Source organism: Flavobacterium anhuiense (assembly GCF_900101855.1).
In the GTDB taxonomy this organism is placed as follows: Bacteria; Bacteroidota; Bacteroidia; order Flavobacteriales; family Flavobacteriaceae; genus Flavobacterium; species Flavobacterium anhuiense.
Genome location: NZ_FMVC01000010.1, coordinates 80,774 through 96,979 on the forward strand (window position 1 = coordinate 80,774; position 16,206 = coordinate 96,979).

Consider the following 16,206-nt stretch of genomic DNA (forward strand, 5'->3'; position numbering starts at 1 on the left):
TTTAATTTTTTATAAAAAAATGCATGTCATTTAAACAAAAGCGGAGCTAATTCTTTGAAACTTCTGCGCCAAGTCAAAAATTCGTGAGCTGTGTTTTCAGAGACGTAAGAAACAGCATTAAATCCTGCATCTTTTAATGTTTTTACTGCAGACTGCACTGATTCTGGTCTTTCACGGCTGCCACAGCTTATAAAAATCAGTTTAAGTTTTGACTTATCTTTAATTTCCTCTGGCTTATAAATTCCACCGCTTAAAAGCGCATAATGAGAAAAAACATCAGGTTTGTTGAGCGTAATAGAATGCGTTTCCATTCCGCCCATTGACAGGCCAGCCATTGCGCGGTTTGCTTGATTCGAAATCGTACGGAAATTTGAATCAATGTACGGAATTAACTCGTCTACCAGAACCGTTTGAAATGGTTCTATTTTAAAACTTGCCAAACCTCCATACTTAATTTCATTTGTCATTCCGTAAGTCATTACGATAATAAATGGCTTTATTTTACCTTCTGCAATCAAATTATCCATAATTAAGTTTACGCGTCCTTGATTGCTCCAAGCCGTTTCATCTTCTCCCCAACCGTGCTGTAAATACAAAACTGGATATTTTTTGTCTTTATCTTTATGATAAGAAGGGGGAGTATAAACAAAAGCCCTGCGAGATGTATTAGTACTTTTTGAAGGAAAAAGTACCTGTTGCACATTTCCGTGCGGAACATCTTTTAATGCATAGAAATCCTGATCATGAGCCGGAATTTCGATACCGCTTTCCCAACGTGTAGATCCGTAAAAGTTAAGCGCACCTGGATCGTTAAATACACCTCCATCAATAGTTACATGATAATAATGAAAACCTTCATCCATTGCTCCCTCTGTAGTGCCTTTCCAATAACCGTCCTGATCTTTTGTAAGGACAGTTCCACCTTTGGCTCCGCCAAGTCCAAGACTCACTACAACCGATTTTGCTTCGGGCGCTGCAATTTGAAATCGTGCATAGCCTTGAGAATTAACTTTTGGATATTCCTGTCCTGGCTGATTTAGCACTGAAGGCTTAAAATCTTCAATAATTGAATTTGTTTTTGTTTGTGAAAAACCAACAAATCCTGCTAAAATCGATAAGACAACCATTTTATACTGTTTCATGTTTTTTTGCTTTAAAAGTTATTTTACTTCTGGAACAATAATTTGATATTTTCCGCTAAGATGCATTAGGCTAAAAAGATACATCAGTCCATCATAATAGGGATCAAAGTAACCGTCTTCGTAAGGTTCAAGCTTTGCGTTCCAAACTGCATGAACAAAATCTAAACTTTCTTTATCGGGATTGACTAATGATGCTGTTGCTGAAGTGGCTACTAATCCTATAGAATGTCTTAGCTTTTTGACAGGGCCAGCTTGAAGGATAAAGTCGGGAGTTGTACCATCCAAATTAAATTGGTCTTCAAACTTGTCCAACCCTTTCGATCTAAGAAAATCTTGAAAACGTTTGGCGTATCCTTCCTGCCATTTTTTATCCTTTCCATACCAAGTATAGTCCATTGCCACATTCATCGGAACGCGCCAAGAATCGTAACGAAATCCCGGAGGCATCCAAGGCGTGGGATGCGGTTCGCCATTAAACTCAGTATAATCTGAATTTAAACCTGTTACGGGATGGCATGCATTATGTAGAAAATTACGCGAAACTTCTGCACATTCTTTATAAAATTGTTCATGGCCATCTTTAGCGTATAATGCCCATATTTCATAGAATGCTGGAACATGGTAAGAGGGATCTGTCCAGTTGTAGCCACCTCCTTCGGGCACAAATGAAATCTGTTTGTATTCGGTGTTTATAATGTTATGTACATTGCCAGTGCCATCTTTTTTCCACATGGCATCTAGTATTTTTCTGGCTTCTTTGTAGTAGTCAATTCCCGTAGTGTTTCCCCATTTGTTAGAAGCAAAAAGAAGGCTTGTAACAAAATATAATTCACCATCTGAAGCCGAACCTGGAGAATTCTGTTTTTTCGTCAGCGGGTTCACGCTCCAAGCAAAATAACCTTCTCTTGGCCCGTCTTGATGCTGCATATATTTTACAGACCATCTCCATAGACGATCAAAAACTTCTTTCTTGTTAAGCTGAACGGCAACCATCATACCATAAGACATTCCCTCGGTACGGGCATCTTTATTTTTAACGTCAGAAACATATCCTAAAGAATCTCCTTCTTCAAAATATACTTTATTTGGACCTTCGAATATATCAAAGTAAGCTTTGGCTACTTTCTTGTCTATTTCAATTTGGCTGTAGCCTGCTTCTTTAAAGAGATTTCTATATTGAGGCCTTTCAGACTCTGTCTTAGCGGTCTTCTTTTTATGCTGTCCTATAATCCACAATGGCGTTATCAGCATGAACAACGTAAACGCCGAAATTTTAATGTTCAGGTTTTTATATACTATCATATTTATCTGTTTAAATAGTAATTCTCCATCAGAGAAACAAAATGAGATTTTATTTTACTAAACCTACACCCTCATTGGTTTGTATAATTTTTTGAATAGTTCCGTCTTTGTTATAATGCATATAGTCTACACAAATTGAACGTCTGTAACTGCCTCCTGTTGGCAAACTTCCGTTGTGATAAAAAAAGTATGACTTTCCTTTATAGTCAATAATCCCTGGATGTGTGGTAAAACTATTCTGTACATTTTCTTGGATAATTCCCTGATACTTCCATGGTCCCGTTATGCTTTTTGCAGTGCAATATTCTATCATTTCAGGTTTTGTTCCAGCGCTGGCATACACTAAATAATAAAGTCCTTTTCTTTTGTACACCCACGGTCCTTCGATATAATTTTTAGGTTTGAAAGTGGTAATTTCTCCATCCACCTCTATCATGTTTTTATTAAGTTTTACCCATTTGCAGCTTCCATTTCCCCAAAACATATAGGCTTGTCCATCATCATCTATAAATACAGTTGGGTCGATATCATCCCAACCATACTTCATATCTGTTGTCATTTCATTTATGATAAGCGCTTTTCCAATGGCGTCTTTAAAAGGACCTATTGGACTATCTGAAACTGCCACGCCTATTGCAGCACCTCCTTGGCTGACTTCGTCTTTTTTATGAAATGTAGAAACAAACCAATAGAATTTTCCATCTCTTTCTATACACTGAGCTGCATAGGCATCACCTGTAGCCCAAGAAAATGTGCTCGGAGAAAGCGGTGCTCCATGATCTTTCCAATCTTTCATATTGGTTGTAGAAAAAACGTGCCAGTCGGCCATTTTATAATTAGTATCTTCCTGAGTTGCCACATCATGTCCTGTGTATAAATACAAAGTGCCTTTATGCACGAGAGGAGCTGGATCTGCAGTAAAAATATCTTTGATAATGGGGTTTTGTGCTTCTGCATGTATTGCAAATACATTACAGAAGAGCACAAATAAAATTTTGCCTGTATTTTTCATTTTTTTTGATTTAATTGAAATAATTACGAAAATGCCTTTAATTTTTCTCCAGTTTTATTTCTGTAAACAATAAACAGCGCAGTAAAATGCGCTGTTTACAAAAAACTAACTTAACTTAACTTGACTTATTTAACTTAAACTAACCAAAATTTAATTATCTTAATAACCAGGATTGTTATCGCTTGGCTTTATATTAGGATTAGAAGATGTTTCTCTATTTGGTATTGGCCATAATTCACTTTTACCAGCTGTAAAACCTGTACCTTGCAATACAGTACTTGCCATCCCCCATCTTATAAGATCATCAAAACGAGATTGTTCTCCAGCAAATTCTACTTGGCGTTCGTGCACAATTGCAGCAAAAACCGCTTCTTTGGTTGGTGCAATAGTAGTTGTTAGATTTGCTCTGTCGCGAACTTCTTTAATATATGCTATTGCTGCTGTCTGAGAACCGCCATCTCTTTGGTTTTCACATTCTGCTTTCATAAGCAATACATCTGCATAACGCATTACTTTAAAGTTAATGCTTGAACGTGTCGCTTCATCTTCTCTATTGTAATAGTTTTGATATTTTTTCCACCCTGCTCTTCTAATACCTGCAGAGGTAGTAAAATTACTTGCCACCATAACTTTGGTTCCTTTTAGATAAGATGAACCAGGAACATAAAAAGTATCTCCAAAGCGATTATCACCTGCTTCATACGAATCTAAAAGCTCATCTGATGGGTAAACATTGTACCAGCTAAGATTTCCGTATTCCTGACCTCTAAGCGTTGACTCATCAAAACCAGTTCCGCCGCTATCACCAACAGCTCCCCATTGATCACCAGTTCCATTTTTTTCATCAAACTCAATTTCAAAAATCGATTCTTTACCGTGTTCTGTCTCTTCCATGAAGTTGTTGTAAAAATTACCTTTGTCTTCAAGGCTATAACTTGTCACATTGTTTAATGCTGCTAAAGCTTCATTATATTTTTTTTGATATAACAATACCTTACCCAATTGCGCATAAGCTGCTTCTTTATTGGCTCTTCCAACAGCCTCTGAAGCTTTTGGCAAAAGATTTTGTGATGCAAATACAAGATCTTCTTCAATCAAAGCATAAACCTCTGTTTTTGGGCTTCTTGGATTTCCGACAATAGTACCTGTTTTATAAATTGGCACATCGCCAAAACGTCTTACTAATAGGAAATAATAGTACGCTCTTAAAAAATGAGCTTCTCCTAAATATTTGTTCTTTTTTTCTTGAGACAAAACAGAATTTGGAAGAGCATTGATTTTAGGTTCGTTGTCTAACACAAAATTGGCTCTGGATATTCCTGTAAAACAAGATTCCCAATAGTATTGAATAATATCATTTCCTGCATTAAAAGAAAAATCCTGAAAAGGCTTTTTGTTACCTTCTAACTGTGGATTTCCTAAAGCATCATGTCCCATAAGGTCCATGGCAAAGAAAAGATTTCTTCCATAAAGTCCTCTTGTCTGAAGGTTGGCATAGGAAGCGTTTACAGCAGATTGTACCTGCGTTTCGGTTTTAAAGAAAGTTTCAGGCGATAAAGTATTGGGATTAGTCAATTCTAATTCGCTACTGTCACATGAAGTTAGAGTTAAAGCTCCAGACAGTACTATAAGTATATATTTAATTTTTTTCATCGTCTTTAAGTATTAAAATGTAACATCAATTCCAAAAATTACCGATTTTGGCTGTGGATATCTTCCTAAATCAATACCTGCTGAATTTGCATTACCATCTGCTCTTGCAATTTCTGGATCTAAACCAGAGTAATTTGTGATTGTAATAAGGTTCTGTCCGCTGATGTAGAACCTCGCTTTTGAGAAATAACTTTTAAAAGCATCTCCTGTCAATGTATATCCTAAAGCAATGTTTTTTAATCTTGTAAAAGAACCATCTTCAATATAACGTTGATTTGCTGAAGACCAGTTGATGTCTGCCCCTTGCGCTCTAGGCAATGTAGCTGAAGGGTTTGTTACCACACCATTTACAACATTTGCTCTATCTAAAACATCTGTGCTGGCGTTAAATAAACGGTTCATTCCTTTTAAGTCAAAAGTGTTTGCATTATAAATATCGTTACCTGCCACTCCAGTGATAAAGCAATTGAAATCAAAGTTTTTATATGCTGCACTTAGGTTTAAACCGTAAGTAAAATCAGGGTATGGATTTCCAATGTTTGTTTTATCATCTGAATTGATCACTTTATTGCCATCACGATCCACAATTTTAATATCTCCTGGTTTTATAGTAGTCTGACCTGGTCCAAAAACAGCATCTACTTCTGCCTGATTTTGGTAAATTCCATTAGTCTGATATCCATAAAAATAGAATAATGGCTGTCCTACTTCTAATCTAGAGAAATTTTCTAAACCTGCTCTTGCAGAAGGACCTCCTAATACGCTAGTCACTCCAGGCGCTAAACCAACCACTTCATTTTTACTTGTTCCTAGATTTGCTATTGCAGACCATGTAAAGTCTCCTTTTCTGTCATTGTAACCAATAGAAACTTCAAAACCGCTTACTTTTACGTCTGCAATATTTTGAATTTGAGTTCCACCACCTGCAGAACCAACAGAAGCAGCAAGAGGAACTGCAAAAAGAATGTCGCTACTTTTATTATTAAAATATTCAAATGAACCGGTTAGCTTATCATCAAATAAACCAAAATCAACCCCAATATTTCGATCTAATTTTGATTCCCATTTCAAATCTGGATTAGCCGCAACACCTAAAGAAACTCCTGGTGCATTTGCGCCTCCAATTGGGTAATTGTAGTTTGCCAATAAAGTAGCACTGTATTGGTAATTATCTATTCTATCGTTTCCTGTTGTTCCTGTACTAGCTCTAAGTTTTAAAGTACTAAAAACAGAATTTTGCATAAAATTTTCTTTTGCAATATTCCACCCTAATGCAACAGAATAGAAATTCCCCCAGCGGTTATTTGCCCCAAAACGAGAAGATGCATCTCTACGCCCTGAAACAGCTAAAAGATATTTGCCATCATAGTCATAGTTGATACGAGCTATATATCCTAAGTTTTTTTCTTCATAATTAGAAGATCCTAAACTTCCTTCATTATATCTCAACTGATCAATTTCGTTTGAAATATAATAACGGCTTCCAGCTGCTAAACTTTGTCCTTTTCCGTCAATTTTAGTGATAACTCCCAACACTTCAAGGTTGTGCTTTTGAGCAATCGTTGTTTTGTACGTTAAGCTATTATCAAAAACGATAGTTTGTCCTTGAGAATTTGTTTCGTTGGTTGAAGAAAAAGCCTGTTTGTGATAAGAACCATCTTGAAAACTTGGAATAAAAGTATGGTCTTTACTTGTGTAGTAATCTAAAGAAACTTGTGATCTGAATTTCAAACCTTTGTAAATTTCTAATTCTGCATAAATATTTCCGATAATAGATAGATTATTTATTTTCTGATACCCCAAATTCGCTACACGCACTGGGTTTTCAGCATCATTTCCATCAATGGCACTAGGACCTTGATAACCGCCTAAACTATTTTCATTGTAAATCGGAAAATACGGTGCCATTTTAATAGCATGCTCTAATAATGTTCTTCCGCCTGAGCTTCTTTCTGGATTAATCGTGCTGAAAGAAACCCCCATGTTGCTTCCAATCTTTAGTTTACCAATATCCTGTGTATTATTGGCTCTGAAAGAATAACGTTCGAAACCAGTATTTATAATAGCTCCTTCCTGTTTCATATATTCAGCAGAATAACGTCCTGTTGAAGTTTCTGTTCCATTTGAAAAGCTCAAGTTATAATCCTGCATAACACCAGTTTGAAAAATCTGATCTTGCCAGTTGGTATTGATGTTTCCAAACTCAGCTGCTCTAGCCGTTAAGTCGCTTCCTAAATCTTTAGCATATTGAAGGTATTGCTGTGTATTTAAAACACTATATCTTTTTGTTACTTCCTGTCCTCCCACATAAGTGCTAAAACTTAACTGACCTGGACCTTTTTTTCCTTTTTTAGTAGTAACCATAATAACCCCGTTAAAAGCTTTAGAACCATATAAAGCTGTTGTAGAAGCATCTTTCAAAACAGAAATGCTCTCGATGTCATTAGGGCTTAAACCTGAAAGATTCCCAGTTAAAACTCCATCAATTACATACAAAGGAGCACTGTTTCCCATTGTTGCCAGTCCACGAATACTAACGGTAGGATTAGAACCAGGCGCGCCGTTTACGACTGTAACCCCTGCTGCACGTCCTTGCAAAGCAGATTCAGCATTGGTAATAGGCACCGCGGCAATATCTTTTGAACTTACCGTAGAAATCGCTCCTGTAACCTTCGCTCTCTTTTGAGTACCATAGGCCACTACAACTTCATTAAGGTTTTGCGTGTTTTGAACTAGAGTTACATTGATTGAGCTTCTTTCACCTACAGTAATCGTTTGTGAAACTAAACCGACGTAAGAGTACGTTATTTTATCAGTAGGATTAACTCCTTTTAAAGAGTACTTACCGTCAAAATCTGTTGATGCGCTATTCTGCGTACCTTCTACATTAACACTGGCACCTGGCAAAGGAAATCCCGAAGGGTCGGTAATCACGCCATGAATGGTCTTTGATTGTGCCATTATACTATGACTGCCAACTAACAGCAGTCCGATTAGTGCAATTTTGAGCTTTAACTTCATATTAATTGTTTTTGTTTGGTTTAAATAGTTAATGGTTTTTTGTTTTTTTAATTAGTAAGGGTTCATAATGTTTATTCAGTTTATATTAAAATCTTTTGTGCAAAAGACGATTTCGATAATGAATCCATTTTCACAAACAAGAGATCATCACAAATATAAAAAAACAACTAATAAAACAATCGGTTGCTTTATAATTTATTTAAAAAAAACTCAAAAAATAATAGAAATAAAAACATTAAAAATATTTTTAAACCAAAAAAAATAAGAAATATATATTTTAAAAATAATATTAAAATAAAAAATAATAAATCTGTAGCTAACTGACTCATTTTCTACAAAAAATATAAATATTTAAAAAAGAAGATTAAACTTTCAAAAACTACTAAAAAATAAGTAAAATTTTACTAAAAAGAGTTAAAAAGGTAGGTTTTGCAATTAACCTTATACCAATATTGATTTAAAAAGAAATGAAAAAAGTCAAAATAACAATCGGTTGTTAAAAAGGAATGCAGTTTTTTTGCTTAGTAAAATTGACCTTTTTAGCTTACAGAAACATTTTAATTTCAATAAAAAGAAATAAGCTTATTCAATACTGCTACCAAAATTTATAGCATAAAAAAGCCAACTCAAATTCTGAATTGGCTTATTATAAATTAAGCAGATTACTTATTCCTTTAATTTGTTATCACTATACCTCCATTCTTAGGGATTTTTATTTCAACTTCTTTGCTTTTGCTCATCTTCAGTGAAATTACTTTTCCGTTTAGCTGATCATCGTCTGCATAATAATTTACCGTGGCACCAGAATTAAGCATTTCTAGCTTCACTTTTATCTTTAATATTTTATTTTCAGCATTAATTCCCGCAATATACCACTTTACCCCTTTTCTTCTGGCTAATAAAACATATCGCCCTGGATATCCGTCCAAAAAGCGAACCTCATCCCAGACCGTCGGCACTTCCTTCATAAATTTTATGGCCCAGTCTGGAGCGTCGTGCAGATTATTGGGTGCTAAAGCAAAATGCTGCACGCCGCTCTGAAAAAGCACTGAAGTGGCTAAAGCAAATACATCAGAAGTCATTCTTTTTGAGCCTTTATTTGGAATGTTATCGCTATTGTAGAATTTGTTCAAAGCGCTTCCGCCAAAATCCATGCTTCCCACCGCATTTCTGATAAAAGTATGCGTTGCCGCATTTACAGCTTCATTATCACAGCTCTGCTGTCCGAAATGTAAATTCTCGCTTGCCAGAACCGCTTCGCTGGAGGCGTAATTCGGATACATACGCTCCCAGCCTCGAGGCAGGGTGCAGCCGTGGAAAATAACCATTATCCCAAATTCATTGGCATCCGTCAGAATATCTTCATACAGTTTCATGGTCACCTGCTTGTCTCCTCCGAAAAAATCTACTTTAATGCCTTTGATTCCGATGCTTTTCATCCAAGCCATTTCTTTTCTTCTGATGGCCGCATTATCCATTAGTCCTCTCGGGCCTTGCGGAGCATCATTCCAGTACCCGTTTGAATTGTACCATAAATAAAGCCCAACGCCTTTCTGAGCGCCGTATGTCGCTAGTTCTGCTATTTTATCACGGCCAATCTGCACATCCCAAAGCGCATCGATTAAAATGGTTTCATATCCCATCGCCGCGCTGAAATCGATGTACTCCTTCTGCACGGGAAACGTTGTGTTACTATCCATTTTTATTATCCAGCTCCAAGTCCCTTTGGTGTACTGGTATTCTTTGGAAGCTTCATATTTTGGCTTGACCAAGTCAAAAGGAATGGTGGTTTCGACAATTGGCGCCAATGTTTCACCAATAGTGATAGTACGCCACGGCGTTTCTCCTGGAAGCGGAATTCCCGGCGCTGATGTTCCGTTTCCGTTGTTTTCTCCGGGCATCGGAAATCCGATTGAATATAATCCGTTCTCATATCCGATCAGTCTGCTGGCGCAGTAGCCGCCGTCCACCCCTGTTTCAGAAATCAGCACCCATCCGCCGTTTACTTTAAACAGGCATGGAAAAGTGTATCCGTTTCCCCAGCCGTTTTTTCCCACTGCATCATCGAGAGCGTATGAAGTCTCATAACTGGGAGCTGTTCTCGCATATCCTGTCATGGGATTGCTTTGTGGGCACAGAAATGTCGTGGTTCCCTTAGGCATCAGAAATCCCGAAGCCTCTTCCTGGACCACGCAGGAAAACGTTTCCTTCTGCGGATACACTTTATATTTGAATGCCAGATTATTATTGCTTACCCTAAAGATTACATCCAAAGCCGGTCTGCCCTCTTTTGTGAACGAAAAAACAGCCTCGTTGGCCGTGTAATGAACATTGCTTTTCTTAATGTTGCGCAGCTGATAGGATTCGTCAATTTTATTTTGGACGCCGTTTGCTTCCAAAGCCAATCCGGAGCTGAAGTCTCCCGCATTTGTCTTTAGACCTAATGGGGATTTTTCTATAAACGTTTTTTCGTTGTAGGTTACGCTATACTGGGGCATTCCGTTATCTGCAGAAACCGATACCGCAAGCTTTCCGTCTGGACTTTTTACAACTGATTGGGCGTTTAGTTTTAAGAAACTAACTAAACATAAGAATATTATTTTTTTAAGATTCATAACCTTTGAAGATTTTTCTTTTTGTAATGATTAAACTCTTTTTACTAAAGTAGGATTAGCTAAAAATGTTATTTCGAAAACATCCAATAATCAAAATACATGATTTTTTCGGCAGCATTGCCTTTGTATATAAAATAAAGATCGTGCACTCCTGAAACTTTTTTAATGTCTGTTGTAACTAGAGTCCATCTGTCATTTCCTCCCGTCATAGGAACTTTTACTGTTCCTATCAATTCTCCATCCAGACTATCCAATCTTATTTCCATAGACACATTTCCATTGTGCGTAGTACCTACTCGAGCCGTAAATTTTGAAGCGCCCGATTCACGAAAATCAACATCTCTGACTTTCGTGAAGGCATTGTTTTTCATGGCTGTAATAAAAACGCCAACTTCCTTATTCTGCATGGATTTTACATCTTTAGACCAAGCTATCGTTTCTGCTTCTGACTTAGCATAAGGATTCAGGGTTCCCATTCCTTTTTTGATGCCTTCTGTCATGTTCATTTCTTTGACTTTACCGTCAGAATTAAAAAGCAACTCTTCAACGGCTACAGATCTGGTAAAGCCACTTCCACCAGGCAAAGCTCCATTATGGTAAAAGAAATAGGTTTTTCCTTTAAAATCTACTACTCCAGGATGATTTGTAAAACTCGTTCCCTGTGTTGGCATTACAACCCCTTGGTATTTCCAAGGCCCAAGCGGACTTTTGCTTGTAGAATACCCTATGTGTTCAGAAATTGGTCCTGCAGCAAAAAACAGATAGTACAATTTATTTCTTTTATAAAGCCACGGTCCTTCTTCATAAGTGGTAGGTCTGCGCGGATCATCCTTTCCTGTGCGCTTTCCAAATGATTCAATTGTGTTTGGAAATACCTTTACCTCATCAGTATAAGAAATCATGTCTTCATTTAATTTCACATAATGGCAAACTGGATTGCCCCACAATAAATAGGCTTGCCCATCATCATCTATAAAAGCAGTCGGATCAATATCGGCGTCACTATTTTGCACCAAAGGTTTTCCTAACGGATCTATAAATGGCCCATACGGACTGTCTGAAACTGCAACACCAATCCCATTTCGGCCTTGATTATCTGTAATTGGAGCATACAAATAAAATTTGCCTTTTCTTTCTATGCATTGAATGGCCCAAGCATTCATTTTAGCCCAGCTAAAATCTTTATACGATAATACAGCACCATGATCTGTCCAGTTTACCATATCTTCTGTAGTGTACAATTTCCAGTCATTCATAGTAAACCAAGTAGAATCGTCTTCATCATGCGAAGTATACAAATACAATTTATTATTGTAAACCATTGGCGCTGGATCTGCTGTATAGCTTGTCTGTACAATAGGGTTTTGGGCAAAACCAAATACAGGAATGATAAATGCTGCTAGAAATTTTATTTTTTTTAAATACATGCTCTGACTTATTTTCATTACTTCTATTTTAAATTGTATTGCTAAATCTTTTCTTAGATTATTTCGTTTCTGAAATCTTTTCGTCAATACGGAAATAATCAAAATCAGCGAAACCTCCAGCGGTTTTAGTAGCATAATTAAACAGTCCGAATCGGTAGCCCATAAAATGCGGAATTGTATATGGCATTTTAATAGATTTCCCAATGCTTATCCATTTTTTCCCATCTAAACTATAATAAAACCTTCCCTGATCGGCTTGATTCCTAAAATCGCATTCAGCTTTAAAATATATTTTGTCCTGATTTAATGGTACACTTTCTATTTCTTTCGGATTTCCTTTTTCAGCATCCATCATCACAATCCTTTTTGCTCCTTGATTTACTTTTACTCCCACAAGACCAAAATCTTTTTGCAGCAGCGAAAGACCTGCAACATCTCCTTCTTTCATCTTTGAAAGTTCAAGCATTGTGGCTGCTGAACATACAGGACCAAAAGTTCGCTGTGTTAAAATATTTTTTACCTGCGTGAAACTGCTGTCTATTCTGGCTGTTTTTAATCTTAAATACCCCTTTCTTTCTTTTGCCGACCAATTTGCATTATCTGGGTTATGATTCCATTGCCAAACCAAAGGCAGGTCGCTTTCTCCGTTTTTACGATTAAATTCGTCTGAGTTTACAATTCCATGAATTAAGCTTTTGTTGGCTGGAAGATCTAAATTTTGAGGCACTTTGCCATTTTCGCCCAATATTGGCCAGCCATTTTCCCATTTTACAGGAACCAGATAGGGAATACGTCCTACGCCACCTGCGTCTCTAAATAAATACGAAAACCATTTGCCGTCTGGAGTATCAATAAGTCCGCCTTGTGCAACGCCTAAATCCTGCAGTCCAATCTTTCCTTCCCATGGCCCTGCAATAGTATCTGCTCTATGTACGATTACGGTGCGCATACCGTTTTTTGGCCAGCAGATATTAAACAGATAATACTTTCCGTTAATTTTAAAAAGCTGTGATCCTTCTGCTGGCAGCATGATATCACTCTTCGCGGGAGCATTGGCATTTTCTATTAAAATTTTCTTTGTTTGTTCTTTAACTTCTGACAAGTCTTCTTTTAATTCGACAATTTGAAGTTTTCCGCCACCCCAAACCAAGTAAACTTTTCCATTATCATCAAAGAAAAGAGAATGATCATGATAGGAATTATTTAAAACAATCTTTTTCCAAGGCCCTTTTTCAATATCTTTTGTAGAAAAAATATAGGTTTTGCCTGTTGTTCCCGAAAAAGTGCTCACATAATATACGCCATTATGATAACGTAGACTGCTCGCCCAAGAGCCTCTTCCGTAGTCATTTTTACCATGATCTAGATTCAAGCGATCATCATTATCTTCTAAGGTTTGATAGGCATAATTAACCAAATGCCAATTCACTAAATCCTTAGATTTCATAATCGGCACTCCAGGATTCATGTGCATTGTGGTGCTGCTCATATAGTAAGTGTCGTCAACCCTAATTATAGATAAATCGGGAACATCTGCAAAAATAATGGGATTTTGGGCTTTTACTTTTTGAGAATGACTTGTTACAATAGTAAATGTAATCGCCAAAAAACCATAAATAAAATCTTTTGTTTTCATTGTTGTTGTTTATTTTCGAGATCTCTGAAAAATGTCTAACAGAGATATTATGCGTTAATTCGTAACAATTCTAAGCTGAGAAAACTTCGGACTTATTTTTCCTTCTTTTGCCAGAATTTTAATGTTCAGTACTTCCTTGTTATCTATTTTTATTTTGATTGCCTTTTTATCTGCTGAACTTATTACCGCAGGCTTTTCATTAATTAAAATAGTAATGTTATCGCTATTGAATTCATCTAAAACACTTATATTCAAAAACTGACCTTTGCTGTTTTTGTTCAGCATTTGATAAGAGATATAGGCACGTGTATTTCGCCAGAACTTTCCGTCCTCGTAACCAGAATTGCTCTTTTCTCCTTTATACAAATGATCGACTTCTGGCTGTTGTTCACCGCAATTTATTTTATCTATTGTTTTGGCTTCAAGTGCCATGGCTTCTATTTCCTGCTTCTTCAGCAACTCCTGCTTTTCTTTATATTCTTCTTTAGAATACGTCTGAAAATACATTTGATAACGGGCATCATGAACTTCAAAAAAAGGCTCTAATTCTAATGAATCTAAGCTATATCTTAAGTTACCTGTTTCTTTAAGTTTTGAAATATAATCTGCTTTATCCCCAACCAATGCATAGGCCTTATCAAGGGGAATAAATTTTCCTCTAGCAGCGTGTCCCATTCGGCTGTCATCTGCAAACAAGCCGTCTAATCCTTCTGTTGAAGTTTTGGCAGCCAGTACAATTGGCCCTTTAACAAATGCACTCCAATTTGAACCGTCTGGCAGATTTTCTAAATGTATTGACGTTTTAAATCTGACAATTATTTTATCTCCCGTTTTCCATTTTTTTGAAATCGAAACATATTCAGAGGACTGAGATGCTATTTTTTGCTCTTTTCCGTTAACGAATATTTCAAAGTTTTCAGCCCATTTTGGATAACGGATATTCAAAGCAAAGCTTTTTGTTTTTTTAAGTTTTAAAACTAACTCTGTCTGATTCTCATAAGGAAAGTTTGTGTTTTGTTCCAGCTCTACTCCATTTTCTTTCCACTTTAAAACAGATGGAATAAAAAGATTTACAAAAAGATCACTTTGTGTATGACTGTAAATTAATTCTCCATATTTGGTATGATTTTCAAGTCCCGTTCCTACGCAGCACCACATGCTTGTTTGAGGCTGAGAATAAACGCGATAATGATTTGGACGAATAGGCGTAAAATAAACGAAACCTCCTTTTTCTGGATGCTGGCTGGAAAGAATGTGATTGTAAAGTGTTCTTTCGTAAAAATCTAGGTAATGCACATCATTTTTATCGAGAAACAAAGCTTTTGCAAGACGTTCCATATTGTAAGAATTGCAGGTTTCCGGCCCTTCATTTGATTTTACCATGCCGCTAAAATCGTTAACTGGATTAAAATGTTCTGCCACACTGTTTCCTCCAAATGCAACTGTTCTTTTTTGCGTTACATTATTCCAAAAAAACTGGACGCCATCTGACCATTCTTTATTATCAGACAGTGCGGCAATCTTCTCAAAACCAACCACTTTCGGTATTTGAGTATTAGCATGAAGTCCTGTGAGTTTGTCTTCTTTTTGCAGTAATGGATTTAATAAAGCTTTATGCGATAATTTTTCGGCCGTTTCAAGATATTTTTTGTCCTTTGTAATGATATACAAATCGGCAAAAGATTCATTTATACCTCCATGCTCTGTTGCTAAAACTTTCTGAATCTGTTCATCCGAAAGTGGACGGATTAATTCTATAAACCAATCTCCAAGTTTTATTACTATATCTTTCGCTTGCTCACTTCCTGTGTATTGATAAGCATCAGTCAAACCCGCAAAAAGTTTGTGAATGTTATAAATAGGAACCCAAGTATTATTCAAACCAAAACTGCTTCCGTCTATGTCTCCTTTATGAATTCGATCCCAAAAAACTTTGCCTTGCGGAATGCCTCCAACATAGCCATTGCCATTTTTAGCTTGACAGCGCGCCAATTCTGAAAGCATATAGTCTAGCCTATCTTTAAGCTCTTTGTTTCCAGTAGATTTATACATCATAGCTAAAGCCGAAAGGTAATGTCCACCTATATGTCCATCCAATCCTATATTTTCCCAATTGCCATAACGATCTGCTTTTGGCGGAAGTCCAGATTCCAATAAATAAGGCGCTAGAAGTTTGTCAGGATCTAATGCTAAAATATACTTAAGGTCTACATCTTGAGCATTTTTAAATGGTCCATCTTTTAGTTTTACTTCGCTTAAATCAAATAACTTCATTTGAGCCGATAAGTTGGCCCCCATCAATAAGGCGAATAGGCAAAACAATATGTTATTTTTCATTAGAGAATTTAATTTGAATTATTTTATACTAAAAATATATTTTCTTTATCAGTTTTAAAAT

9 protein-coding genes are annotated in these 16,206 nt (G+C 36.5%); all 9 read right to left on the reverse strand.

Annotated elements, in window-relative coordinates:
* Nucleotides 1-26: 26 nt before the first annotated feature.
* Entirely contained in the window at nucleotides 27-1,142 is a 1,116-nt protein-coding gene (locus BLP44_RS21860; RefSeq protein ID WP_066034168.1) for an alpha/beta hydrolase-fold protein, read from the reverse strand.
* An 18-nt stretch (nucleotides 1,143-1,160) separates the two neighbouring features.
* Nucleotides 1,161-2,444, reverse strand: coding sequence for a family 8 glycosyl hydrolase (locus tag BLP44_RS21865; protein WP_170830267.1), 1,284 nt, complete (start codon nucleotides 2,442-2,444; stop codon nucleotides 1,161-1,163).
* A 49-nt stretch (nucleotides 2,445-2,493) separates the two neighbouring features.
* Nucleotides 2,494-3,456 carry a glycoside hydrolase family 43 protein gene (locus tag BLP44_RS21870; protein WP_170830268.1) on the reverse strand — a complete coding sequence of 321 codons (963 nt, stop codon included), beginning with the start codon at nucleotides 3,454-3,456 and terminating at the stop codon, nucleotides 2,494-2,496.
* Nucleotides 3,457-3,615: 159 nt separating this feature from the next.
* Complete coding sequence (locus BLP44_RS21875) at nucleotides 3,616-5,109, reverse strand: RagB/SusD family nutrient uptake outer membrane protein (RefSeq protein WP_091136288.1); 1,494 nt, start codon at nucleotides 5,107-5,109, stop codon at nucleotides 3,616-3,618.
* Between the two features lie 12 nt (nucleotides 5,110-5,121).
* A complete protein-coding gene (locus BLP44_RS21880) occupies nucleotides 5,122-8,130 on the reverse strand; it encodes a SusC/RagA family TonB-linked outer membrane protein (protein WP_091136291.1) in 3,009 nt (1,002 codons plus the stop codon).
* Nucleotides 8,131-8,804: 674 nt separating this feature from the next.
* A complete protein-coding gene (locus BLP44_RS21890) occupies nucleotides 8,805-10,745 on the reverse strand; it encodes a glycoside hydrolase family 97 protein (protein ID WP_091136299.1) in 1,941 nt (646 codons plus the stop codon).
* 68 nt (nucleotides 10,746-10,813) lie between these two features.
* Nucleotides 10,814-12,190: a glycoside hydrolase family 43 protein gene (locus tag BLP44_RS21895; RefSeq protein WP_317040803.1), complete on the reverse strand. Its 1,377-nt coding sequence runs from the start codon at nucleotides 12,188-12,190 to the stop codon at nucleotides 10,814-10,816.
* A 40-nt stretch (nucleotides 12,191-12,230) separates the two neighbouring features.
* Complete coding sequence (locus tag BLP44_RS21900) at nucleotides 12,231-13,808, reverse strand: glycoside hydrolase family 43 protein (RefSeq protein WP_091136302.1); 1,578 nt, start codon at nucleotides 13,806-13,808, stop codon at nucleotides 12,231-12,233.
* 54 nt (nucleotides 13,809-13,862) lie between these two features.
* On the reverse strand, nucleotides 13,863-16,145 hold the full coding sequence (locus BLP44_RS21905) for a glycoside hydrolase family 127 protein (RefSeq protein ID WP_091136306.1): 2,283 nt from the start codon (nucleotides 16,143-16,145) through the stop codon (nucleotides 13,863-13,865).
* Nucleotides 16,146-16,206 lie beyond the last annotated feature (61 nt).